This window comes from Roseobacter sp. HKCCD7870, from assembly GCF_037830315.1.
In the GTDB taxonomy this organism is placed as follows: domain Bacteria; phylum Pseudomonadota; class Alphaproteobacteria; order Rhodobacterales; family Rhodobacteraceae; genus M30B80.
In genome coordinates, this window is sequence record NZ_JBBLYO010000001.1 from 119843 (window position 1) to 141684 (window position 21842).

Consider the following 21842-nt stretch of genomic DNA (forward strand, 5'->3'; position numbering starts at 1 on the left):
GCCTCTGGACGAATGGGGGGCTGCGCTTTAGGTCAGGGGGAGGTGACAAAAGGATGAGGGCAGAATGGCCAGCGAACGCTTTGAGGAAATCGCAGACACATTCGAATTTCTGGACGATTGGGAAGACCGCTATCGCCATGTGATCGAATTGGGCAAAGCGATGGAGCCCTTACCCGAGGCGATGCGCGTTCCCGCCACCAAGGTGGATGGTTGCGCCTCGCAGGTCTGGATCATGCCGCGGATCGAAGGGCAGGGGCCAGAGGCGCGGTTCGACTTTCAAGGTGAAAGTGACGCGATGATTGTCCGCGGCTTGATTGCGGTTTTGCACGCGCTTTATGCGGGCCTGAGCATTGCCGAGGTTCTGGCGGTTGATCCACGGGCAGAATTGGCGCGGTTGGGGTTGAATGACCACCTCTCCGCGCAGCGCTCAAACGGGTTGCGGGCCATGGTCGAACGCATCCACCTATTGGCGGCAAAAGCGCGGGGTTAATCCCCCCATTTTTTCAGGGCCGTTTCAAGATCACCATAGCCCGTAAAGCGGCGTTCAAAAGCAAGGCCAAGAAAATCGGCACAGGCCTTGGCTTTTTCGGTTAGGGCGGCGTCATCTGTCTGCGCCTGATAAACCAGCTTTTCGTAATTGCCAAAGTAGATATCCCGCAATTCGGGGTGTTTATCGAGGCCAAGAGGGCGGGTGACAAAAGCGTCAAACTGACGGGTAAGGAAATCCGTCAGGTAAAAGGCAGTGACCTCGCCCAAGTCTTCAAAGCGGGCATTGCCCTCGAAAAAGCTGTAGCAATGTGGGCCTTCGAGCATTTCAACGCCAAGCGCGGCGCAGCGCGCGGCCAAAGCCCCGCCTGTGCCGCAATCGGCATAAAGCACATAGATACTGTCGTAATCCCCACGCACCCGCGTGACCGCAGCTTCAACCGCGTCAGGGATCAATTCGGGGCGATTGTGCAGAATGGCGGGCAGGCATTGCAGGTCGAGATGGTCAAACCCATTGGCCGCCTTGATCGCCAAAACCTCATGCGCCAAAGCCCCGCAGGCCAAAAGCAAAACCCGCCCCCTGCCAGATGCTGAAACGCCGCTATCGCGTAACGTGTCGTCATCTGGCAGATGCAGGGCGGGATTTGTCATAATCGCTTAATGCGCGGCCATTTGGTTGTGTTTGCGCAGAACGAACTCCTTGGCGGTTTCCACGGCCACGGCCGCGTCACGGCAATAAGCGTCTGCGCCAATCGCGCGGCCAAATTCTTCGTTCAAAGGTGCGCCACCGACCAACACGATGTAATCATCGCGGATGCCTTGCTCTTTCATCGTGTCGATCACGACCTTCATATAGGGCATGGTCGTTGTCAAAAGTGCGGACATCCCCAGAATGTCGGGGGTCTCTTTTTCCAAGGCTTCAAGATAGGCTTCGACCGCGTTGTTGATGCCAAGGTCAACCACTTCAAAACCTGCGCCTTCCATCATCATGGTGACGAGGTTCTTGCCGATATCATGGATATCGCCCTTTACCGTGCCAATCACCATTTTGCCGATACGGGGGGCGCCTGTTTCCGCCAAAAGCGGCTTAAGGATGGCCATGCCACCTTTCATCGCGTTTGCGGCCATCAGAACCTCGGGCACAAACAAAATGCCGTCACGGAAATCGTGACCCACAATGGTCATACCACCCACCAAGGCCTTGGTCAGGATGTCGTAGGGGGCCCATCCGCGCTCAAGTAGAATGTTAACCGCCTCTTCGATTTCTTCTTTTAGACCATCGTAGAGGTCATCGAACATTTGTTGGACAAGTTCGTCATTGTCCAGTTCTGAGAGGATGATTTCATCATTTTCGTCAGACATCTCAAGCGTCTCCTGAAGCGGCACTTAGCCGATAGCGTTTGAACGATTACGTAAGCTCTTCGCGCCACCAGACGCGCAAATTTACGACATCACGACCGCCGCAGGCGACCTTTGCCCATGCGATTGCATACCAAATTAGCTGCGGCGGCGGCCTGTGCGCTCGCGGCGCTGCGGGCCATTGCCATCCGTGCCATCCGATCCTGAGGAAAAGCCGCCCAATGCTTCGGCGATCTGTTCAAGGCTTGGAACCGCGCCGCGCGGGGTCTCTTCCAGCGCCTTGCGCATTGCCGCAAGATGGACAGGTTGGGTGCCGCAACAGCCCCCGATGATCTTGGCCCCTGCATCGCGGGCCAGAACCGCGTAACGGGCCATCAACTCTGGGGTGCCATCGTAATGGATATGGCCATCAACGTATTTGGGGATGCCTGCATTGCCCTTGGCAATCACGGGGCGCTCGTTGCCCGAGGCACGAAAGCCCAGAACCGTGCGCATCAAATCCGAGGCCCCAACACCGCAATTTGCACCATAGGCCAAAGGTTTGTGATCCAGTTTCTCAACCAAATCCGACATCGCGGCGGAGGTGACACCCATCATCGTGCGCCCTGCCGTGTCAAAGCTCATGGTGCCGCACCATGGCATACCTGCTAGTTTGCAAGCTTCGGCTGCGGCGGCGTATTCTTCGGGGGCTGAGATCGTCTCAACCCAACATACATCCGCACCGCCTGCCTTAAGCCCTTCGGCCTGTTCATGGAACATCTCCACGGCGGCCTCGTGGGTCAAAGGCCCCATTGGCACCATGATCTCACCCGTTGGCCCCATGGACCCTGCAACGACCACCTCGCGGCCAGAGGCATCAGCGACTTCGCGGCCAATCTCTGCGGCAATTCGATTTAGGTCAAACGCGCGATCTTGGGCATCATGCAATTTCAGCCGTGCGCGCGTGCCACCAAAGGAATTGGTCAAGAAGATATCGGAATCCGCATTGACGGCCCCGCGATAGAGTTCGGCAATGCGGTCAGGGTGATCTTCGTTCCACAATTCTGGCGCATCGCCCGATTGCAGCCCCATGTTAAAGAGGGTCGTGCCCGTTGCGCCATCGGCCATCAGCCAATCGCGGGTTTCCAAAAGGGACTGCAAACGGTTCGACATAATAAAATTCCTTGTGTCACATCAGCTGCGACATGGCCCCTCTGGGGCTATGATGCAAGCCCGAAAATCCACATGATCTTTATGAAAAATCTGCGAGGTCAAAAAAGAAACACCCCGCGCAACAGATGCACGGGGTGCGCAGAACTGGGGCAGGGGTGGTGATTAATTCTCGTTCACCAATTGGGTCTTGGCCTTGATCAAGAGCGCGTCAAATTTTGCGCGCAGCTCATCTTCCGAAACTTTATCGCCCAAATCCGCCTTCAGCTTGCCGATGACATCCTCGTGGCCTGCTTCTTCGAAATCAGCGCGGATCACCTCTTTTGCATAGGCCTCGGCCTCATCGCCCGTTTTGCCCAAGATTTCGGCGGCCCATAGGCCCACCAGTTTATTGCGGCGCGCTTCAAGCTTGAACTTCATTTCTTCATCATGCGCGAATTTTGCTTCGAACGCGTGTTCACGGTCGTCAAATGTGCTCATTAATCTGTCTCCTTGGGCGGTGAGCTTGCGGTTTATCCCTGTGATAGCCTTAGCAGGGTTTTGGCCGCAAGCGGTGATTGGCAATCCAACTTGCGACACAGCGCGCTTTGGTCTATTGCGCGGACAATAGAGAGCGGGGCGCAGCATTGGTTTGGGCCAGATGCGGCGTTGCAGCATGCCCCCGATCTCAGACCACCACCTGCCTCCCGCAGATCAGGGATTGGAGACATCATGGCACGGCGCAAAAAAATCTACGAAGGCAAGGCGAAAATCCTATATGAAGGCCCCGAGCCAGGCACATTGGTGCAATATTTCAAGGATGACGCGACCGCCTTTAATGCGGAAAAGCGCGCCACGATTGACGGCAAAGGCGTGTTGAACAATCGTCTGTCCGAATTTTTCATGTCAGGTTTGAATGCAATTGGCGTTCCAACCCATTTCATTCGCCGCCTGAATATGCGCGAACAGCTGATCCGCAGCGTTGAGATCATCCCGCTTGAGGTGGTGATCCGCAATGTCGCCGCGGGTTCGATTTCCAAGCGATTGGGGATTGAGGAGGGCACAGCCCTGCCGCGCCCGATTGTTGAATTTTACTACAAGGATGACGCGCTGGGTGATCCTTTGGTGGCTGAAGAACATGTCATTGCCTTTGGCTGGGCCAGTCAGCAAGATTTGGACGATATGGTCGCCTTGGGCTTGAGGGTGAATGATTTCCTGTCTGGTCTGATGATGGGTGTCGGCATCAAATTGGTGGATTTCAAAATCGAAATTGGCCGCATTTGGGAGGGCGATTATATGCGCCTGATCGTGGCCGATGAAATCAGCCCCGATAGCTGCCGCCTGTGGGATATGAAAACGGGCCAGAAGTTGGACAAAGACGTCTTCCGCCGTGATTTGGGCGATTTGGCAGATGCCTATACCGAGGTGGCCAAGCGCCTTGGCGTTTTGCCTGATCAGGGCACGGTGTCAGGCCCGACATTGGTGAATTAAGCGAAGCCCCGCTTCGCAGATAGAACGTAGACAGAAAGGCAAAAGTAATGCGCGCAACCGTGACCGTGATGTTGAAGCAGGGGGTTCTTGATCCACAAGGCGAGGCGGTGCGCCATGCGCTGGGCGCTTTGGGCTTTGAGGGTGTTTCGGGTGTGCGTCAGGGTAAAGTGATCGAACTTGATCTGGCCGATGGCACAACCGAAGACCAAATCCGCGAGATGTGCGAAAAGCTTTTGGCCAATACTGTGATCGAAAGCTACCAAATCGCGATCAGCTAAAGGGGTCTGTCGATGCGTGCTGCCATCCTGCGTGAATATAACAAAGACCTGTCGATTGAGACTGTGTCAGACCCTGAATGCCCCGAAGACGGGGTGATCCTCAAAGTTCTGGCTTGTGGCGTTTGTCGCTCTGACTGGCATGGTTGGGTGGGGGAACACCCACGCATCAAACCCGGTCAAATCGGCGGGCATGAATATTGTGGCGAAGTGATCGAAGCAGGACCGCGCGCCACCTATAAAAAGGGGGATTGTTTGGTTGCCCCCTTTATTCTCTCCTGCGGCTCTTGCCCGACCTGTCAATCTGGCGCGGGTCATACCTGCCCTAATCAACGCTTGCCGGGCTTTACTGAGCCGGGCGCCTTTGCCGAATATGTCGCCGTTCCCTTTGATCATAATCTTGCGCGCTTGCCCGAAACTCTGTCACCGACTGTTGCGGCGGGGCTAGGGTGTCGTGTGACCACATCATGGCACGCGCTAACAGGGCGCGCGGCCGTGCAGGCGGGGGAATGGGTCGCGGTGCATGGCACGGGCGGCATTGGCCTTTCCGCCGCGATTTTGGCCAAGGCGCTTGGGGCTTTTGTGGTTGTCGTAGATGTCGTGCAGGAAAAGATCGACCATGCCCTGTCTTTGGGCATTGATGCAGGGGTGAACGCCCGTGATGGCGATGTCGCAGCCAAGATCATCGAAATCACCAAGGGCGGCGCGCATGTCAGCATCGAGGCACTCGGGATCGAGGCCACGGTTGCAGGCTCTATTGGATGTTTGCGCCCCTTGGGGCGTCATGTGCAGGTAGGCATGCCCGTTGGGCATACGGCCCAGATGCAGATTGATATGAACACGGTCTATATGCGCAATCTGGCCCTTTACGGAACGCGCGGCATGCCCTCTTGGCGGTATCCAAGCCTGTTGGGTCTGATCGAGGCGGGGCGGGTGGATATGTCCCCCCTGATTGCGCGGGAAATCCCGCTTTCGCAAACAGGGGCTGAGCTTGCCGCATTCAATGGCCCAACACCGCCCGGTGTGGCGGTCATCACTGATTTTACGTCCTGACGAAAGGAACCCCCAAAGATGAAAGCCGCCGTTCTTGTGTTTCCCGGATCGAATTGTGACCGCGATCTGAAGCGCGCCTTTGAACAGGCGGGCTTTTCCGTGGATATGGTTTGGCACAAGGACACCAAACTGCCCGAAGGGGTGGATTTGGTCGGTGTTCCGGGTGGGTTTTCTTATGGCGATTATTTGCGTTGCGGCGCGATTGCCGCGCAATCGCCCATTTCAGGCGCGTTAAAATCCCATGCGGATCGGGGCGGGTATGTGTTTGGGGTTTGCAACGGGTTCCAAATTTTGACGGAAACCAAATTGCTGCCCGGTGCGCTGCTGCAAAATATGTCGACCCGCTATATTTGCAAAACGGTTGGGTTGCGCGTGGAAAACACGCAAAGCGCCTTTACCACCGCCTATGAACAGGGCGCTGTGATCGAGGTGCCAATCGCGCATCATGAGGGAAATTATCACGCCGATTCAGAGACGCTTGCGCGCTTGAACGGCGAGGGTCGGGTGGCATTTCGCTATGTCGAAAACCCCAATGGCGCGGTCGAGGATATTGCAGGCATCCTATCAGAAAACCGCCGCGTTTTGGGAATGATGCCGCATCCCGAGCGCGCCTGCGAGCCATTGCATGGTGGCACGGATGGTGCGGGCGTTTTTGCTGGTTTGGCACAGGCCTTGGTTGCGGCCTAGCGCGGCTCTGCCATCGGCAAGACATCGCGCAAGCGTGATCTAATCTTCTTGTCTGGCCTGCAGGGCGCGCGTAGGTTTGCGCCATGAGCCTAAACACACGCCCCACTCTTGAACCCCGCCGCTTGCGTGCCTTACCACGCCTGAGTGGCGTTTGGGTTTTACGCCTGTTCTTGGCGCTGTTCTTGGTGGGCTTTATCGTCACGATCTGGGCGACAAACCTGTTTTTGACCGAGCGCCTGACCGAAAGCACCCGCAACCGCGCAGAAATTCGATTGGCGCTCTATTCTGGCACGATCATGTCAGAGCTACAGCGCAGCTCTGTCGTGCCGCTGTTGTTATCGCGCGACCCTGTCCTCATCACCGCGTTGCGCGAGGGGGAATTTACGGCCACCTCACAACGCCTGATTTCTTATTTGGATGAAATCGGGGCGGCCTCTTTTGTGCTGCTGAGCCGCTCGGGCCGTGTTGTTGCTGCGACCGACCGCGCGCGGCTTGGGGAATTGCGCGCAAGCGAGCCCTTTTTTGTGCAAGCGGTGCGCAGCGCAGATACGGTCTTTACCTCAAACGAACCTGCCACTGGGCGGTATGACTTTACCTTTTCGCGCCATATCACTGATAACAATCAGCTTTTAGGCGTGATCATGGTAGAGGTGAACTTGGCCCGTGTGGTCGAACAATGGCGCGGGGCATCCGAGGCTGTGTTCATCACCCAAAGGTCAGGCGAGATCATTTTGGCAACCGAACCCCGTTGGCGTGGCTTGATTGAGGCGGATGCCTTGGTCCGCCAAGATGCCCCATCGGCCATTCGCCGCGCCATTGAGAATGCGGGCGATTGGGCCTTTGGCGAGGAGGGTTATGTGTTTGGTGATGACACGCTGCGCCTTGCCCAAAATATGCCCTTTCGTGGGTGGGAAATCGTGTCCTACACTGCCTATGCCTCGGTGCGTGAGCGGGTGAACGGGGTATTGGCCCTTTTGACAATGGGCTTTGCCCTTGTGCTTGCGGGCGCGTTTTACCTGTTGTCGCGCCGCGCGCGGTTGCAAACGGCCGTGTTTCAGCGCGAAAGTGCGGAATTGCGCCGCTTGAATGATCGCCTCAGCCGCGAGATTGCCGAGCGCGAAAAAGCGCAGCGCGATTTGGAGCAGGCCGAATTGTCGCTAGCGCAGAGCCAGAAATTGGCCGCTTTGGGGGAAATGTCCGCTGCTGTCAGCCATGAGTTGAACCAACCGCTTGCGGCCATGAAAACCTATCTGGCAGGGGCGAAATTGCTGTTGCAGCGCCGCCGCCCTGATGAGGCGATGTCCTCCTTTCAGCGCATTGACGATCTGATTGAACGTATGGGGGCGATCACGCGGCAGCTCAAATCCTATGCCCGCAAAGGCGGTGACAGTTTTGCCCCCGTTGATCTGCGCGATGCGATCACAGGCGCGATGACCATGATGGAGCCGCAAATGCGGCAGATGAAGGTGGAAATTGCACAAATCATCCCCAACCAGCCTGTGATGATCTTGGGCGATATCGTGCGGCTGGAACAGGTGATCATCAATCTGTTGCGCAACGCCCTTGATGCGATGAAAGGCCAAGAGACGCGGCGCATTGAAATCCTTTTGGCCGAAGGGGATGAGGCGGTTCTCTCGGTGCGTGACAACGGGGCAGGGATCGAAGATTTAGATCAACTCTTCGAGCCGTTTTACACCACCAAGAAGCCCGGTGAAGGGGTGGGGCTTGGCCTTGCGATTTCTTCGGGCATTGTCACTGATTTTGGGGGTCGCTTGCGCGCACGCAACAGCGAAACAGGCGGCGCGGTATTTGAAATCAGGCTGCCGCGTCATCAGATAAAGGGTGCCGCAGAATAGGCGGCGAAAGGATCGGGTTGGAATGAAAGTTGTGATTGTCGATGACGAGCAGGATATGCGCCAATCGATCAGCCAATGGTTGGCCCTTTCTGGCTTTGAAACCGAAACCTATGGCAGCGCGGAAGAGGCGCTCAAAGAGATCACATCCGATTTCGCGGGTATTGTTATCAGTGACATTCGTATGCCGGGCATGGATGGGATGGCGTTTCTTAAACGGCTGAATTCTATCGATCACAGCCTGCCTGTGATCATGATCACGGGCCATGGCGATGTGCCAATGGCGGTCGAGGCGATGCGCATCGGCGCTTTTGATTTTCTCGAAAAACCCTTCGATCCCGAAAAGATGAGCAGCCTTGCCAAACGCGCGATCCAAGCGCGGCGTTTGACCCTTGATAATCGCTCGCTCAGGCGAGAACTCAGCGATGGCACAGGGATTATGCGCCGCTTGGTGGGCACAAGCCCCGCGATGGAACGGCTGCGCGAGGATATTCTCGACCTTGGCCAAGCCGATGGTCATGTCCTGATCACGGGCGAGACGGGCACGGGCAAAACCCTTGTCGCCCATGCCCTGCACGCGGTCGGCCCCCGTGCGGGCAAACCCTTTGTCACCGTCACCTGTGGCGCGCAGGACGAGGCGCAGTTGCGCAGCCTGATCTTTGGCGCAGAAGAAAACGATCTGGCCCGCCCCGCCCTAGAGGCCGCACGCGGCGGCACATTGGTGCTTGAGGATGTCGAAACCCTCAGCGATGCGCTGCAGGCGCGGCTGCTGTCGGCTTTGGACGAGGCGCAAAGCGCGGGCCGCGATCTGCGCATCATTGCCATTTGTAACGGGGCCGAAGGGGCCGCGGGGTGTGAGGCGGCGCTCAGGCCCGATCTGTTTTTCCGCTTGGCCGCGATGCGCATCGCGCTGCCCCCCTTGCGGCAGCGGGGCGAAGATGTGCTGACACTGTTCGCACAATTCGCTGAAAATTACGCCGAAGAATACGGCACCGAGCCAATCCACCCCAATGCCCAAGAGGCCGCGCAAATGTTGCAGGCCCCATGGCCTGGAAACCTGCGTCAATTGCTGAACTTGGCTGAACGCGCCACGCTGCAAGCCCGCCGTGGCGCGGCCTCGATCACGGCGCTGTTGATGAACGACACAACCGAGGTGGTGCCGCAGGATATGGACGAGGGCAAACCCCTCAAAGAATATGTCGAGGCGTTCGAGCGGATGCTGATCGACAACACCATGCGCCGCCACCGCGGCTCCATCGCCGCCGTGATGGAAGAACTCAGCCTACCAAGACGCACCCTGAACGAGAAAATGGCGAAATACGGGTTGAGTAGGTCGGATTATTTGTGAGGGGGCAAAGGGCTCTATGGGCCGATCGCCGACCAAAATGATTTCATCTACATACATCGTTGCCCATCCCCCCCCAAAAAAAACCCATTGCCCTCTTCCCCGCTCTGCCTCTATGGTAAACGTGATGATCTGGCGGTTTGAGCTAGCTGGACATCTGCAAAGTTTATCTGCCCCCTTCTTGAAGCGCGTCCGAAAACCCGCGCGGGAGAGAGGGCAGGATGCCAAAGCCTGACCGCCGCCCTTGTGCTGCCCTCAGGCCCATCTAACCCCCGCGCAAGCGGGACATAATGGGAGAGGCGCGGGCGAGTGCACGCGCAGCTTCGGAGATAAATCGCGATGAAACGCGTGCAGATCAGCCAAGTGAGTGACGGGTTGGCCCATGCCGCGCCCGCCCATCCTGCTGTCCGCGTCATCGCCCTTTCAGGACAATATCCCCCTCTCACGCGACACTCTGGGGTGCGCGCAGCGCGGGGATGTGCAAGGAACCCATGGCAAAGAAAATGCTTATCGATGCCACCCACGCGGAGGAAACCCGCGTTGTTGTGGCAGATGGAAACAAGGTCGAGGAATTCGATTTCGAGTCGCTGAATAAGCGACAACTGGCAGGAAATATCTATTTGGCAAAGGTGACGCGGGTTGAGCCCTCGTTACAGGCTGCCTTTGTGGATTATGGCGGCAATCGTCATGGTTTCTTGGCCTTCTCGGAAATTCATCCCGATTATTACCAAATCCCCAAAGCGGATCGTGAGGCGCTTTTGGCCGAGGAGCGGGAGTTGGCCGTCGAGGCCGAAGCCGATGAGGAGGAGAAATCCGCCCCCGAACGCCGCCGCTCGCGCCGCCGCAAATCCTCGGACACTCGTGCAGAGGCCGCCGCAGGTGATGCGATTGCCACAGGCGAGGTTAGCACGCCCTCGGGCATGGATGTGATTGATCTGGACGCTGAGGCTGAATCTGAGACGGAAGCAGATGAGGCGCTTGATGCGGTCCTCACTGACACGGCCGCCCCTGAGAGTGCTGCCGATACTGAGGTTGAGGCCGATATCGAAGATTGCGCATCTGACGAGGACGCCACCGCCCCCGCCGAGGCCGAAACCATCGCCGATGATGATGATCACGAAGATATTCGTCCTGCCCGCAAACCGCGCGCGCGCAAATATAAAATCCAAGAAGTGATCAAAGTGCGCCAGATTATTCTGGTGCAGGTCGTCAAAGAGGAACGCGGCAATAAAGGCGCGGCCCTGACCACCTATCTCAGCCTTGCTGGGCGCTATTGTGTTTTGATGCCCAATACCGCGCGCGGTGGCGGGATCAGCCGCAAGATTACCAATATTTCGGATCGCAAAAAGCTAAAGGAAATCGCGCAATCGATGGAGGTGCCGCAGGGCGCTGGTCTGATCATCCGCACCGCGGGCAGCCAACGCACCAAGGCCGAGATCAAGCGCGATTACGAATATTTGCAGCGCCAATGGGAACAGGTGCGCGAATTGACCCTGCGCTCGATTGCGCCTGCGCCAATTTATGAGGAAGGTAATCTGATCCACCGCTCGATCCGCGATCTCTATAATCGCGATATTGACGAGGTGCTGGTTGAAGGCGAGGCGGGGTATCGCCAAGCCAAGGACTTCATGAAAATGATCATGCCGTCCCATGCCAAAAACGTGAAACATTATGCGGACAGTCTGCCGCTTTTTGCGCGCTATCAGGTCGAGGGTTACTTGGCCGATATGTTCAACCCTGTCGTGCAGCTCAAATCGGGCGGCTATATCGTCATCGGCATCACCGAGGCTTTGGTTGCGGTTGATGTGAACTCGGGGCGCGCGACCAAGGAAGGCTCGATTGAGGAAACCGCGCTTAAGACCAATCTTGAGGCTGCCGAAGAGGTGGCGCGCCAAGTGCGTCTGCGCGATTTGGCGGGTCTGATTGTGATCGACTTCATCGATATGGATGATCGGCGCAACAATCTGGCAGTAGAAAAGCGGCTGAAAGATCGCCTCAAAACCGACCGCGCGCGCATTCAGGTTGGGCGTATCTCAGGCTTTGGCCTGTTGGAAATGTCGCGCCAACGTCTGCGCCCTGGGATGTTGGAGGCCACGACACAGCCCTGCCATCACTGCCACGGCACGGGGCTTGTGCGTTCTGATGACAGTCAGGGCCTATCGATCCTGCGCCAGTTGGAAGAGGAAAGCACCCGCCGCCGCTCGCGCGAGTTGTTGTTGACTGCGCCCGTGGGCATTGTGAATTTCATTATGAACCAAAAGCGCGAATATCTCGCTGATCTCGAGGCGCGCTATGGTGTTTCGATCCGTGTCGAGGCCGATCCTGCGATGATCACGCCCGATTATCGGATTGAAAAATTCAAAACAGCGACCCGCCGCATCGCCCCTGCAAGCACTGTTGTTTCGATGGATGCAGGGCTGATGGAGGAAATCGAATCCGCCGAAGCCGAGGCTGTGGATGAGATTGATATCACCGAGGCACCTGAGGCAGACCGCCCCGAGGCACAAGGCGAAGAGGGCGAGGGCAAGAAACGCCGCCGCCGCCGCCGTGGTGGCCGTGGCCGCCGCCGCAATCGGGGCGAGGGGGACGAGGCCCGCACAACCGGGGAGTTCACTGAGGCCCCAGAGGTTGCAGAACAGAGTGCAGGCGCGTCTGGGGCTGATGCCTTGCCCGCAGCGGAGGCAGTCGCCATCCCCAAAGTTGAAGAAAAGCCAAAGCGCCGCCGCAGTCGCAAGCCGACCAAATCTGACGCATCGGCGGAGACGGTAGCCGCGCCAGAACCATCTGATCCCACTACAGAAGCACCTGCAGAAGCAGCGGCAGAAGAGGCCCCAAAACCAAAGCGCCGTGGTCGCAAAACCAAGGCCGAAAAAGCCGCTGAAGAGGCCGCTGCGGTAACGGAATTGGTGGCTGAGGCGGAAAATGCCTCAGAGCCTGCGGAAGAGGCACCGAAGCCCAAGCGGGCCACGCGCAGCCGTAAAACCCCTGCGAAAAAGGCCGAACCTGTGGCCGAGGTGCCATCTGCGCCAGATGTTGATGTCGCGGCGGTGTCTGCGCCACAGGCCGCAGAACCTGCGCCTGAGGGGCCAAAGAAGCGCGGGTGGTGGTCACGCGGCTAACCGACCCGATCAAGATAAAACGGGCAGGGGAAACCCTGCCCGTTTTTCATTTTCACGCTAAGCGTTTGTTCAGTTTGCGTTGCGCTCAGTTGTAATCGCCGCCTCAATCTGGTCGCGCGGCAAAGCCCCGCGCAAGAGCCCCGTTTCCAGCACAAAGGTTGGCGTGCCGGAAATATTCAGCGCACGGGCCAATTCGTAATTGAGGCTGATTGTTGCATCGATTTGCGGGTTGTTGATTTCGGCCACGATGGCCGCGTGATCAAGACCCAGCCCTTCGGCGGTGGCCTGCAATGACCCTTCGCTGACCTCGGCCCGCATCACCATCATCGCATCATGAAGCGCGCGATAGGCTTCATCCCCCAATGCGATTTTGGCCGCGATCGCATAGCGTGAGGCCAAGAGCGAGGCATCGCCCAAAATCGGAAACTCTTTGACGATAAAGCGGATGTTCCCATCTGCCTCAAGCATGGCTTCGATATCGGGGAAGGCACGTTTACAATAGCCACAGCGATAATCAAGAAACTCGACTAGGGTCACATCACCCTCGGGGTTGCCGCCAACATAATCATAGGGTGAGGCGAAAATCGCGTCAGAATTGGCCGCGATAATCTGGGATTCAGCCTGCGCCTCTGCGGCCGCTTGACGCTCGTCTAGAATGTCGAAGGCCTCCATCAGCACTTCGGGATTATCCAGCAGATAGGCGCGGATTTCCGCGCGAAACGCTGCGCGTTCTGTCTCGCTCATGGCATCGATGTCAAATGCTGTAGCGGGATTGAGGGCGCCAAGTGTTAGGCCAAGCGCCAAGATCAGGCTTTTCAGGGAAGGGGTCATCGCGCATCCTGTCAGTCGTTTTTCGTTTCAGCCACACGTAACACATCTTGCGCCCGAAGCCACCCGCTTGATCCTTGAGGCAAGAGGCCTGTGGCACGGCGGGCGTGAAGGGCGGCGGTTTCAAAATCTCCCTCCAAGGCCGCGCGTTCTGCGGTGGCCCATGCGGCCATACCATCTTGGCCATCGCGCGCATAGGCCATAGCCAAATCTCGCATAAGCCGCGCGTTGCGCCGTTCGCGGGCAAAGGCGGCCTCTAGCACCGCCAAGGCCTCGGCATTGCGCGCGGGGCTGTCGGGCGCAAGAAGGGCACGACCATATCCCGCTAAAATCAGACCTGCATCAGGGGACATCTGGATGGCCCGTTCATAGGCCACAATCGCCGCGTCATACCGGCGGTTTTCAAATAGAACCTGTGCATATAGCTCTTGGTAATAGGGGTCTGCGGGGTGGTTTAGGATCAACCGCTCTAACTCACGCAAGGCGGCATCGCCTTCGGAATTGCGGTGATAGGCCACTGCGCGGCGCATTGTTGCGATCTCTGAGGGGTCATTTCCCACCTGCGCAAATGTCCAAGAGGGTGGGTTCAGAAAGGCTGCTAATTTCCCCTTGCTACGATCAAACCAATATTGCGCTTCGCTGTCAGGGGGTGGGGCCGTGCCGCCGTCAAAATTTGCGACCAATCGCAGACGATCACGGGTCAGCGGGTGGGTGCGCACATAGGGGTCTTGGCGGTTAGTTGAGAGTAACTCTTGCCCTGCAAAGCGATCTAGGACGCGCGCCATTGCGGTGGGGTCAACGCCTGCGCGCTCGAGATATCTAAGGGCGGCGGCATCCGCGCTCGCCTCTTCGGCGCGGGTATGTGAGAAAAAGACGCGCTGTGCGCTTGAGGCCATACCTGCCGCAACGCCCGCGCCTGCACCCGCATCCCCCGTGACGCCTGCGGCCAGCAGACCTGCCACTAAACCCAGCCGCGATGCACCGCTCATCGTGTCGGCATTCTCGGGGCGGCGGGCCAAATGCCCGTTGGCAATATGCGCGGCCTCATGGGCCAAAACGGCCTGCAATTCGGCAGGCTCGTCCAAGGCCATCATCAGCCCCGAAGTGACAAAAATCGTGCGTGCATCGCGAACAAAGGCGTTCATCTGCGGATCATTGAGCAAAATCACGCGGATAGATTGCCCCAATCCTGCCGCCTCGAGAATGGGCATCAGCAGGTTGCGTAAACCTGCCTCAATCTCGGCATCGCGGATCATGGATTGCGCCAAGGCCCCTTTGGGCGCAAGGCCAAGGCACAGGCCCAAGATCACGGCATAAAGAAAGGATCGCATCTGTGATTGACCTTTTCGGGCTAGGCTGTTTCAAACCGATGCATCCAGTCTAGTGAGGAAGCAATGCGTCATTCAAGCCGTGGTCAGGTTGATCCCTTTATTGTGATGGACGTCATGGAGGCCGCCCGCCGTCTTGAGGAGGAGGGGCGCCACATAATCCATATGGAGGTCGGCCAACCCGGCACAGGCGCGCCACGCGCCGCGCGCGAGAGGCTGGCGCGCGCAATGGAAGAAGACACGCTAGGCTATACTGTGGCGCTCGGGCGTCCTGATCTGCGCGCGGGGATCGCAGCCCTTTATGGCGAATGGTATGATATCGACCTTGATCCTGCGCGCGTGGTGATCACCGCGGGGGCATCGGGCGGGTTTTTATTGGCATTTTCCGCGCTTTTTGATGCGGGCCAAAAGGTTGGTATGGGGCTTCCCTGTTACCCGTCTTATCGGCAAATCCTTAAGGCAATGAGTTTGGACGTTGCGGGATTGCGCACCGATGCCAGCAGTGGGTTTCAGCCGCGCCCCGAACAGATCACCGAAGATCTCGCAGGTCTGATCTTGGCAAGCCCTGCAAACCCGACAGGCACGATGATCCAAAAGCCCGCACTTGCGGAACTGGCGGCTGCCTGCGCCGCGAGGGATGTGGCCTTGATCAGTGACGAAATCTATCACGGGCTGCATTACGAGGCGCGCGCCGTCAGCGCGCTTGAGGTGACCGATCAGGCCTATATTATCAACTCCTTTTCTAAATATTTCTCGATGACAGGATGGCGATTGGGGTGGATGGTCGTGCCCGAAGATCACCTGCGCGTGGTCGAGCGTTTGGCGCAAAATATGTTTATTTGCGCGCCACATGCGGCACAAATCGCAGCCCTAGGGGCCTTGTCGCCTGAAGGGCGTGCGGAACTGGATGAGAACCGCGCGATCTATGCCAAAAACCGCATGATCTTGTTGCATGGGCTGCGCGCGGCGGGATTTGAGCACCTCGCGCCCGCAGATGGTGCGTTCTATGTCTATGCCGATATCAGCGCCTTTGATTGGCCCGCGCAAGATATGGCGCGCGCAATGTTGGAGGAGGCAGGGGTTGCCGTCACCCCAGGCCTTGATTTTGATCCCGAAGAAGGCACGCGCGCCTTGCGGTTCTCCTATGCCCGCAGCACGGCCGATATCGAACAAGGGGTTGCACGTATCACGGCCTTTATGGCTGCACATGCAAAATAGATTGTAAATTTTGTATCTTTCTGACGCGGATAAGAGCAGAAAGACAACCCCATGCCGCAGGTCGTGTTTCGCAGTATTTTTGCGATTCTGTTTTTGTGGATTGGCCCCATGGTTTGGGCCGAAACACCTGTGCGCCTTGATCTAGGCGAAAGCTATGTCACGGATCGAGGCCAAGGGATTGAGGTGCAGCTTCGCCTTAATCGTGCCACCGCCTATGGGCTGCGTCTGTGCGACAATCCGATGCGGTTGATTGTTGATTTGGCAGGGGTAGAGGCGCAAAATCTGCCCAATGGGTTTGATCGAGCGGATCGCGCACAGGCGGTCACGCTTGGCCCCGCACCGCGTGCAGGTTGGGGGCGGTTGAGCCTGAATTTGACCGCGCCCATGGTGATTGAGCGCGCGGTGATGGATACAGGGCATCCTGACGCGGTGCGTCTCACCTTGCGGCTGCGCCCCGCAACGGCGCAAGAATTTGCAACCCATCTCACCCCAGCAAGCGCAGATGAGCCACCTGAAGCGGTGATTGCTGAACCCGCGCCGCCACTGCGCACACGGCCCTTGATTGCCCTTGATCCGGGCCATCGCGGGATTGATCTGGGCGCAGAGCGCGATGGCTATAGCGAAGCGGATTTGGTTTTGCTCTTCGCGTTAGAGTTGCGCGAGATGCTGTTGCGTGATGGACTCCTGGATGTGTTCATGACGCGCGAGCGGGATGAATTTATCCCCCTGCCTTATCGGATGTCGCGCGCGCGCATGGCGGGGGCTGATCTTTTCATTTCAATTCATGCCGATGCCTTGGTGACGGGCCTTGAGGGGGCAGGGGTTGAATTGCACAGCCGCCCGCGTCTTGAGGCAAATTTTACGGTGCTGCGCGCGCCTGATTACCCCTCTGTCCTCTTGGAAATCGGTTTTATGTCCGAAGGTGGGGATTTGGAAAATATCCTTGACCCTGTTTGGCGGTCGCGGGCGCAAGGCGGGATTGCGCGGGCCATCGAGGCATGGTTGGCCGAAGACAATCTGCGCCGCAGCCTGATGCGGCGATAATCTTGTGTGATCTCACCATGAAGTGAAGGTTTAAGCTTTTGACGCGCGCGCGGCTGCGCCCTATAAGCGGACACGCGCTTGGGGTAGGGCTTTTTGGGGAAGTGACACGCATGAGCCAGATCATCCGTTTTGTGATGGGTATTTTCGGCGGGCTCTTTGCCTCGGCGATCATGGCGGTTGTGTTTGGTGCCATTATTGTTGGCGGCGTGATTTGGGTTTTTGCGCGCGATTTGCCCAATTACGAAACGCTGTCGCAATATACCCCTGCCACAATCAGCCGTATCTACTCGCGCGAAGGCCGTATCATTGACGAATTCGCGCAAGAGCGCCGTGTTTTCGTGCCAGCCGAAGAAATCCCTGATCTGGTGGCTCATGCCTTTATCAGCGCCGAAGATCGCAATTTTTATCAGCATGGGGGCTATGATCCGCGCGCGATTGCATCGGCCCTTGTGGATGCGGTGCGTTCGCGCGGGCAGGATGTGCGTGGCGCCTCCACCATCACGCAGCAGGTGATGAAGAATTTCCTTCTCGATGGCAGCCGCACGATTGAGCGCAAGGTGCAGGAAATCATTTTGGCCGCACGGATTGAGCGATCCATGAGCAAGGAACGTATCCTTGAGCTGTATCTGAACGAGATTTTTCTTGGTCAAAATTCCTATGGTGTTGCCGCCGCTGCGCAGACCTATTTCAACACGGCGCTGTCCGATTTGACCCCTGCGCAAGCTGCCTATTTGGCGGCTCTGCCGCAACGGCCTGCGCGTCTACATCCTGTGCGCGATTACGATGATGCGGTTGAACGGCGCAATTATGTGCTGCGCGAGATGTTCGAGAATGGCTATATCACGCGCGAGGTGATGGAAGGTAGCCAAGCCTCAGAGCTTGAGACGGTGCAGCGGGGGGATATTGCGCCTTTCCGCTCTAGCCTGCCGCCACGGGGCTATTTTACGGATGAAATTCGCCGCCAATTGTCGACCCAGTTTGGCGAAGAAGAATTCTTCACAGGCGGGTATGCCGTGCGCGCAACGATGGATGAAAATCTTCAAATCGTGGCACAGCGCGCGTTGCGCAGCGCGCTTGAAACCTATGATCGCGGGCGCGGAGTTTGGCGGGGGGCCTTGGCGCAACTGGATGTAGCGGCCCTTGAGGATGCGGCCAGTTTGGCCGAGGCGCTTTCGGTTGCGGAAATCCCGCGCGATGTGGATCAGTGGCACGTGGCTGCTGTGACGGGGTTCGAGGGAGGTGATGCGCTGATTGCCTTTGAGGATGGCGAAACGGGTCGCATCTTGGCGGAGGATGTCACTTGGGCGCGCCCTTTGCGCGAAGATGGCACAACAGGCAGCGCGGCCAATTCTGCCGATGACCTGCTTGCGCGCGGGGATGTGATCCATGTTCTGCCTGTTGAGGATGACACAGGGGCAGGGCATTATTCCTTGCGCCAAATCCCCGAGGTGCAAGGGGCCTTTATGGCGATGGATGTGAACACGGGCCGCGTTTTGGCGATGCAAGGCGGCTTTTCCTATCAATATTCGGTGTTTAACCGCGCCACCCAAGCCACGCGGCAGCCTGGCTCAAGCTTTAAGCCATTTGTGTACGCGGCGGCGTTGGACAGTGGCTATAGCCCCAACACCATTGTGATCGATGCGCCCATTCAGGTGGAAACGCCCGAGGGTCTTTGGCGTCCAACCAATGCCTCGGATCGGTTTTATGGCCCTGCGCCCATTCGCACAGGGATTGAACAATCGCGCAACTTGATGTCCATCCGCTTGGCCCAAGATGTGGGGATGGAGACCGTTGCGCGCTATGCTGAACGCTTTGGCGTTTATGATGAGATGCAGCCATTTTTGGCCAATTCCTTGGGGGCGCAAGAAAGCACGCTTTACAAAATGGTCGCGGCCTATGCGATGTTTGCCAATGGGGGTGAGCGCGTGGAGCCTACCCTTGTTGACCGTGTCCAAGATCGGTTTGGACAAACTGTGTATCGCCATGATCAGCGTATTTGCGAAGATTGTTTGAGCGACACATTGCCCGCAGGCTTGGGGCCGCGGATCGTATCCAACCGCGCCCGTGTTATGGATCCAATTACCGCTTTTCAACTCACCTCGATGCTTGAGGGGGTTGTCGAGCGCGGAACAGCCGCGCGCGCGGTGAACCTGCCTGTGCCTGCTGCTGGGAAGACGGGCACAACCAATGACGCCCGCGATGTTTGGTTTGTTGGCTTTACCTCCAATATCGTGGCGGGGTGCTATATCGGCTATGACCAACCGCGGTCGCTTGGCCGCGCCTCGGGCGGTGGGACTTGTGCGCCCGTGTTCCAAGAATTTATGCAAGAGGCCGTAGCCGAATATGGCGGCGGCCCGTTTCGCGTGCCCGAGGGTGGTGTGTTCGTGCCAATTGATCGCTTCTCTGGCGAACGTCTGGCCGATGGGGAAAGCGGCGAAAACGTGGTTTATGAATATTTCCGCGCCGCAGAAGTGCCCCCTGTTGGTGCGCGTTCGGCCATTGTGGATGGTGGGTTTGCTATGGCCTCGGATTTGCCCGTCTTTGGGCCGGGTGAGGTTGATGGTGCATTGCAGGAAGAGGGCGCAGATGTGCGCACCTCGTCAGGCGAAACAGTGCGGGTTCCCACCGATACGGGCTTTGGCACGATCAGCTCAGGCGGGCTCTATTAAACCCCATCGGGGATTGCAGCCACGCCTCCGCTAGTCTAGATCACCGCGACCAGATGATTTCTTGATGCAATTGGAGCAGGTATCCGATGCGGGCCGAAACCCAATCCAATATCGACAAAATTCGCCGTTCGCTTGATTTGCTCGGGCAGCGAATGGATTTGACCACCGCCAAGCACCGCTTGGAGGAGTTCAACGCCCGTGTCGAGGATCCAGACCTGTGGAACGATCCCGAAAAGGCGCAAAAGCTGATGCGCGATCGTCAGGTGTTGCTTGATAAAATCGGCACCTATGACGCGATCAAATCGGGACTGGACGATAATATTGGCCTCATCGAATTGGGCGAGGAAGAAGGTGACAGCGCCATCGTGACAGAGGCGGAAGCCACCCTGTCTGCCTTGGTCGAGACCGCCGCCGCAAAAGAGCTTGAAGCCCTATTGAACGGCGAGGCGGACGCCAATGACAGCTTCCTTGAGATCAATGCGGGCGCAGGCGGCACGGAAAGCTGTGATTGGGCCTCCATGTTGGCACGCATGTATGTGCGTTGGGCCGAAAAACAGGGATATGAGGTTGATCTTCAATCCGTCTCTTACGGGGAAGAAGCGGGGATCAAATCCGCCGTTTACAAAATCTCTGGCCATAATGCCTATGGCTGGTTGAAATCGGAATCGGGCGTGCATCGTTTGGTGCGCATCTCGCCTTATGACAGTTCCGCGCGGCGGCATACGTCCTTTTCTTCGGTTTGGGTCTATCCTGTGGTTGATGACAATATCGAAATCGAAGTGGCCCCAAATGAGATCCGCATCGACACCTATCGCTCGTCAGGGGCGGGGGGGCAGCACGTCAACACCACCGACTCTGCCGTGCGTATCACCCATATTCCAACGGGGATCGTGGTCACAAGTTCGGAAAAATCTCAGCACCAAAACCGCGATATCGCGATGAAGGCGCTGAAATCGCGCCTCTATCAGATGGAGCTTGACCGCCGCAATGCCGAGATCACCGCAGCCCATGAGGCCAAAGGTGAGGCGGGTTGGGGCAATCAAATTCGCTCTTATGTTTTGCAGCCCTATCAAATGGTTAAAGACCTGCGCACAGGGTTTGAGACCTCTGACACCCAAGGTGTTTTGGATGGTGAAATTGATGGGTTGATGGCCTCGGTTTTGGCGCTGGATGTCTCTGGCAAAAGCCGTGCCGATGCACAGGCCGAAGATTGACGCCTGAGACGCAAGCACGCAGCGATGCGGCGCATTCGCGTCTTGCGCTGCTGCCTTTGGTTGATTACTTCTACTGACATTCTCGGGGCGGGGTGAAATTCCCCACCGGCGGTGACAGCCCGCGAGCGCTTTGGTTTCACGACCAAGGGTCAGCAGATTTGGTGAAATTCCAAAGCCGACGGTTATAGTCCGGATGAAAGAGAATGAGCCGTGTTTCGCGGTTGCGCGGGGGCGTGTCCCATGTGCAGGTGCGGGCGCGTGTTCACGATCGCCTTGGGCACCTTGGTCTTTAGAAAGGATGACCCAAATGACGAAAACACTGACTATCGCTTTTATCAAAGCAAATTGGCACAGCGACATTGTCAACCAAGCCTTGGTTGGCTTCGAAGCGGATATGAAAGCATCAGGTCAGGCGTATAACCTGATGACCTATGATGTGCCCGGCGCCTTTGAAATGCCGCTATTGGCAAAGAAACTGGGCGCGTCTGGTAAGGTTGATGCGATTGTCTGCGCCGCATTGGTGGTGGATGGGGGCATTTACCGCCATGATTTTGTGGCCGCTGCTGTGGTTGATGGTCTGATGCAAGCACAGTTGGACACAGGCATTCCCACCTATTCCGTATCGCTGACCCCGCATCATTTCCACGAGCATGCGGTGCATCACGATTTCTATCATGATCATTTCGTCAAGAAAGGCGCAGAAGCAGCGCAAGCCTTGCGCATGGTCGCAAGTATCGAGGTTTGA

Annotated in this window: 19 protein-coding genes and 1 riboswitch; of the genes, 13 read left to right on the forward strand and 6 right to left on the reverse strand. The window is 57.5% G+C overall.

The window, feature by feature from the left end:
- Window positions 1-64: 64 nt before the first annotated feature.
- Window positions 65-490 carry a SufE family protein gene (locus tag AAC637_RS00655; RefSeq protein WP_340301871.1) on the forward strand — a complete coding sequence of 142 codons (426 nt, stop codon included), beginning with the start codon at window positions 65-67 and terminating at the stop codon, window positions 488-490.
- Here AAC637_RS00655 and AAC637_RS00660 read toward each other — a convergent pair.
- From AAC637_RS00660 to AAC637_RS00675, 4 genes are all read right to left on the reverse strand, one after another.
- The gene (locus AAC637_RS00660) at window positions 487-1137 is read right to left on the reverse strand and encodes a DUF1638 domain-containing protein (protein ID WP_340301872.1); all 651 of its coding nucleotides are present in this window, start codon (window positions 1135-1137) and stop codon (window positions 487-489) included. The two genes, AAC637_RS00655 and AAC637_RS00660, sit on opposite strands and share 4 nt — an antisense overlap.
- Window positions 1138-1143: 6 nt before the next feature.
- Entirely contained in the window at window positions 1144-1848 is a 705-nt protein-coding gene (locus AAC637_RS00665; protein WP_340301873.1) for a corrinoid protein, read from the reverse strand.
- Between the two features lie 135 nt (window positions 1849-1983).
- Complete coding sequence (gene bmt, locus AAC637_RS00670) at window positions 1984-2997, reverse strand: betaine--homocysteine S-methyltransferase (protein WP_340301874.1); 1014 nt, start codon at window positions 2995-2997, stop codon at window positions 1984-1986.
- A gap of 162 nt (window positions 2998-3159) precedes the next feature.
- Window positions 3160-3474: a DUF1476 domain-containing protein gene (locus AAC637_RS00675; RefSeq protein ID WP_340301875.1), complete on the reverse strand. Its 315-nt coding sequence runs from the start codon at window positions 3472-3474 to the stop codon at window positions 3160-3162.
- 231 nt (window positions 3475-3705) lie between these two features.
- Between AAC637_RS00675 and purC the strand changes: the two genes are divergently transcribed.
- The 7 genes from purC to AAC637_RS00710 all read left to right on the forward strand — a co-directional run bounded on the left by purC (window position 3706) and on the right by AAC637_RS00710 (window position 12796).
- Window positions 3706-4464 carry a phosphoribosylaminoimidazolesuccinocarboxamide synthase gene (gene purC / locus AAC637_RS00680; RefSeq protein ID WP_317655038.1) on the forward strand — a complete coding sequence of 253 codons (759 nt, stop codon included), beginning with the start codon at window positions 3706-3708 and terminating at the stop codon, window positions 4462-4464.
- Between the two features lie 47 nt (window positions 4465-4511).
- Window positions 4512-4742, forward strand: coding sequence for a phosphoribosylformylglycinamidine synthase subunit PurS (gene purS, locus AAC637_RS00685; protein ID WP_317655037.1), 231 nt, complete (start codon window positions 4512-4514; stop codon window positions 4740-4742).
- Window positions 4743-4754: 12 nt separating this feature from the next.
- The gene (locus tag AAC637_RS00690) at window positions 4755-5792 is read left to right on the forward strand and encodes a zinc-binding dehydrogenase (protein ID WP_340301876.1); all 1038 of its coding nucleotides are present in this window, start codon (window positions 4755-4757) and stop codon (window positions 5790-5792) included.
- Between the two features lie 18 nt (window positions 5793-5810).
- Window positions 5811-6479, forward strand: coding sequence for a phosphoribosylformylglycinamidine synthase subunit PurQ (purQ, locus tag AAC637_RS00695; protein WP_340301877.1), 669 nt, complete (start codon window positions 5811-5813; stop codon window positions 6477-6479).
- Between the two features lie 83 nt (window positions 6480-6562).
- Window positions 6563-8335 (forward strand): ATP-binding protein, encoded by a 1773-nt coding sequence (locus tag AAC637_RS00700; protein WP_340301878.1) that lies wholly within the window; start codon window positions 6563-6565, stop codon window positions 8333-8335.
- A 22-nt stretch (window positions 8336-8357) separates the two neighbouring features.
- Window positions 8358-9680, forward strand: coding sequence for a sigma-54-dependent transcriptional regulator (locus tag AAC637_RS00705; RefSeq protein WP_340301879.1), 1323 nt, complete (start codon window positions 8358-8360; stop codon window positions 9678-9680).
- A 488-nt stretch (window positions 9681-10168) separates the two neighbouring features.
- Complete coding sequence (locus AAC637_RS00710; RefSeq protein ID WP_340301880.1) at window positions 10169-12796, forward strand: Rne/Rng family ribonuclease; 2628 nt, start codon at window positions 10169-10171, stop codon at window positions 12794-12796.
- Window positions 12797-12865: 69 nt separating this feature from the next.
- Here AAC637_RS00710 and AAC637_RS00715 read toward each other — a convergent pair whose 3' ends face one another.
- Both AAC637_RS00715 and AAC637_RS00720 read right to left on the reverse strand, forming a co-directional pair.
- The gene (locus AAC637_RS00715) at window positions 12866-13627 is read right to left on the reverse strand and encodes a DsbA family protein (protein ID WP_340301881.1); all 762 of its coding nucleotides are present in this window, start codon (window positions 13625-13627) and stop codon (window positions 12866-12868) included.
- A gap of 11 nt (window positions 13628-13638) precedes the next feature.
- A complete protein-coding gene (locus tag AAC637_RS00720) occupies window positions 13639-14955 on the reverse strand; it encodes a M48 family metalloprotease (protein ID WP_340301882.1) in 1317 nt (438 codons plus the stop codon).
- 63 nt (window positions 14956-15018) lie between these two features.
- Here AAC637_RS00720 and AAC637_RS00725 point away from each other — a divergent pair, with 63 nt between their 5' ends.
- The 5 genes from AAC637_RS00725 to AAC637_RS00745 all read left to right on the forward strand — a co-directional run bounded on the left by AAC637_RS00725 (window position 15019) and on the right by AAC637_RS00745 (window position 21842).
- Window positions 15019-16170 carry a pyridoxal phosphate-dependent aminotransferase gene (locus AAC637_RS00725; protein WP_340301883.1) on the forward strand — a complete coding sequence of 384 codons (1152 nt, stop codon included), beginning with the start codon at window positions 15019-15021 and terminating at the stop codon, window positions 16168-16170.
- Between the two features lie 108 nt (window positions 16171-16278).
- Window positions 16279-17214 carry an N-acetylmuramoyl-L-alanine amidase family protein gene (locus AAC637_RS00730; protein WP_340301884.1) on the forward strand — a complete coding sequence of 312 codons (936 nt, stop codon included), beginning with the start codon at window positions 16279-16281 and terminating at the stop codon, window positions 17212-17214.
- Window positions 17215-17333: 119 nt separating this feature from the next.
- Window positions 17334-19883, forward strand: coding sequence for a penicillin-binding protein 1A (locus AAC637_RS00735; protein WP_340303111.1), 2550 nt, complete (start codon window positions 17334-17336; stop codon window positions 19881-19883).
- 86 nt (window positions 19884-19969) lie between these two features.
- Entirely contained in the window at window positions 19970-21097 is a 1128-nt protein-coding gene (prfB, locus tag AAC637_RS00740) for a peptide chain release factor 2 (RefSeq protein ID WP_340301885.1), read from the forward strand.
- Between the two features lie 74 nt (window positions 21098-21171).
- Window positions 21172-21306: riboswitch (FMN riboswitch) on the forward strand.
- Between the two features lie 98 nt (window positions 21307-21404).
- Window positions 21405-21842, forward strand: coding sequence for a 6,7-dimethyl-8-ribityllumazine synthase (locus AAC637_RS00745; protein ID WP_340301886.1), 438 nt, complete (start codon window positions 21405-21407; stop codon window positions 21840-21842).

Bases quoted from the DNA above. Each gene is read 5' to 3' on its own strand.
- AAC637_RS00655 (WP_340301871.1), top strand. From the start codon at position 65: ATGGCCAGCGAACGCTTTGAGGAAATCGCAGACACATTCGAATTTCTG.
- AAC637_RS00660 (WP_340301872.1), bottom strand. From the start codon at position 1,137: ATGACAAATCCCGCCCTGCATCTGCCAGATGACGACACGTTACGCGAT.
- AAC637_RS00665 (WP_340301873.1), bottom strand. From the start codon at position 1,848: ATGTCTGACGAAAATGATGAAATCATCCTCTCAGAACTGGACAATGAC.
- bmt (WP_340301874.1), bottom strand. From the start codon at position 2,997: ATGTCGAACCGTTTGCAGTCCCTTTTGGAAACCCGCGATTGGCTGATG.
- AAC637_RS00675 (WP_340301875.1), bottom strand. From the start codon at position 3,474: ATGAGCACATTTGACGACCGTGAACACGCGTTCGAAGCAAAATTCGCG.
- purC (WP_317655038.1), top strand. From the start codon at position 3,706: ATGGCACGGCGCAAAAAAATCTACGAAGGCAAGGCGAAAATCCTATAT.
- purS (WP_317655037.1), top strand. From the start codon at position 4,512: ATGCGCGCAACCGTGACCGTGATGTTGAAGCAGGGGGTTCTTGATCCA.
- AAC637_RS00690 (WP_340301876.1), top strand. From the start codon at position 4,755: ATGCGTGCTGCCATCCTGCGTGAATATAACAAAGACCTGTCGATTGAG.
- purQ (WP_340301877.1), top strand. From the start codon at position 5,811: ATGAAAGCCGCCGTTCTTGTGTTTCCCGGATCGAATTGTGACCGCGAT.
- AAC637_RS00700 (WP_340301878.1), top strand. From the start codon at position 6,563: ATGAGCCTAAACACACGCCCCACTCTTGAACCCCGCCGCTTGCGTGCC.
- AAC637_RS00705 (WP_340301879.1), top strand. From the start codon at position 8,358: ATGAAAGTTGTGATTGTCGATGACGAGCAGGATATGCGCCAATCGATC.
- AAC637_RS00710 (WP_340301880.1), top strand. From the start codon at position 10,169: ATGGCAAAGAAAATGCTTATCGATGCCACCCACGCGGAGGAAACCCGC.
- AAC637_RS00715 (WP_340301881.1), bottom strand. From the start codon at position 13,627: ATGACCCCTTCCCTGAAAAGCCTGATCTTGGCGCTTGGCCTAACACTT.
- AAC637_RS00720 (WP_340301882.1), bottom strand. From the start codon at position 14,955: ATGCGATCCTTTCTTTATGCCGTGATCTTGGGCCTGTGCCTTGGCCTT.
- AAC637_RS00725 (WP_340301883.1), top strand. From the start codon at position 15,019: ATGCGTCATTCAAGCCGTGGTCAGGTTGATCCCTTTATTGTGATGGAC.
- AAC637_RS00730 (WP_340301884.1), top strand. From the start codon at position 16,279: ATGGTTTGGGCCGAAACACCTGTGCGCCTTGATCTAGGCGAAAGCTAT.
- prfB (WP_340301885.1), top strand. From the start codon at position 19,970: ATGCGGGCCGAAACCCAATCCAATATCGACAAAATTCGCCGTTCGCTT.
- AAC637_RS00745 (WP_340301886.1), top strand. From the start codon at position 21,405: ATGACGAAAACACTGACTATCGCTTTTATCAAAGCAAATTGGCACAGC.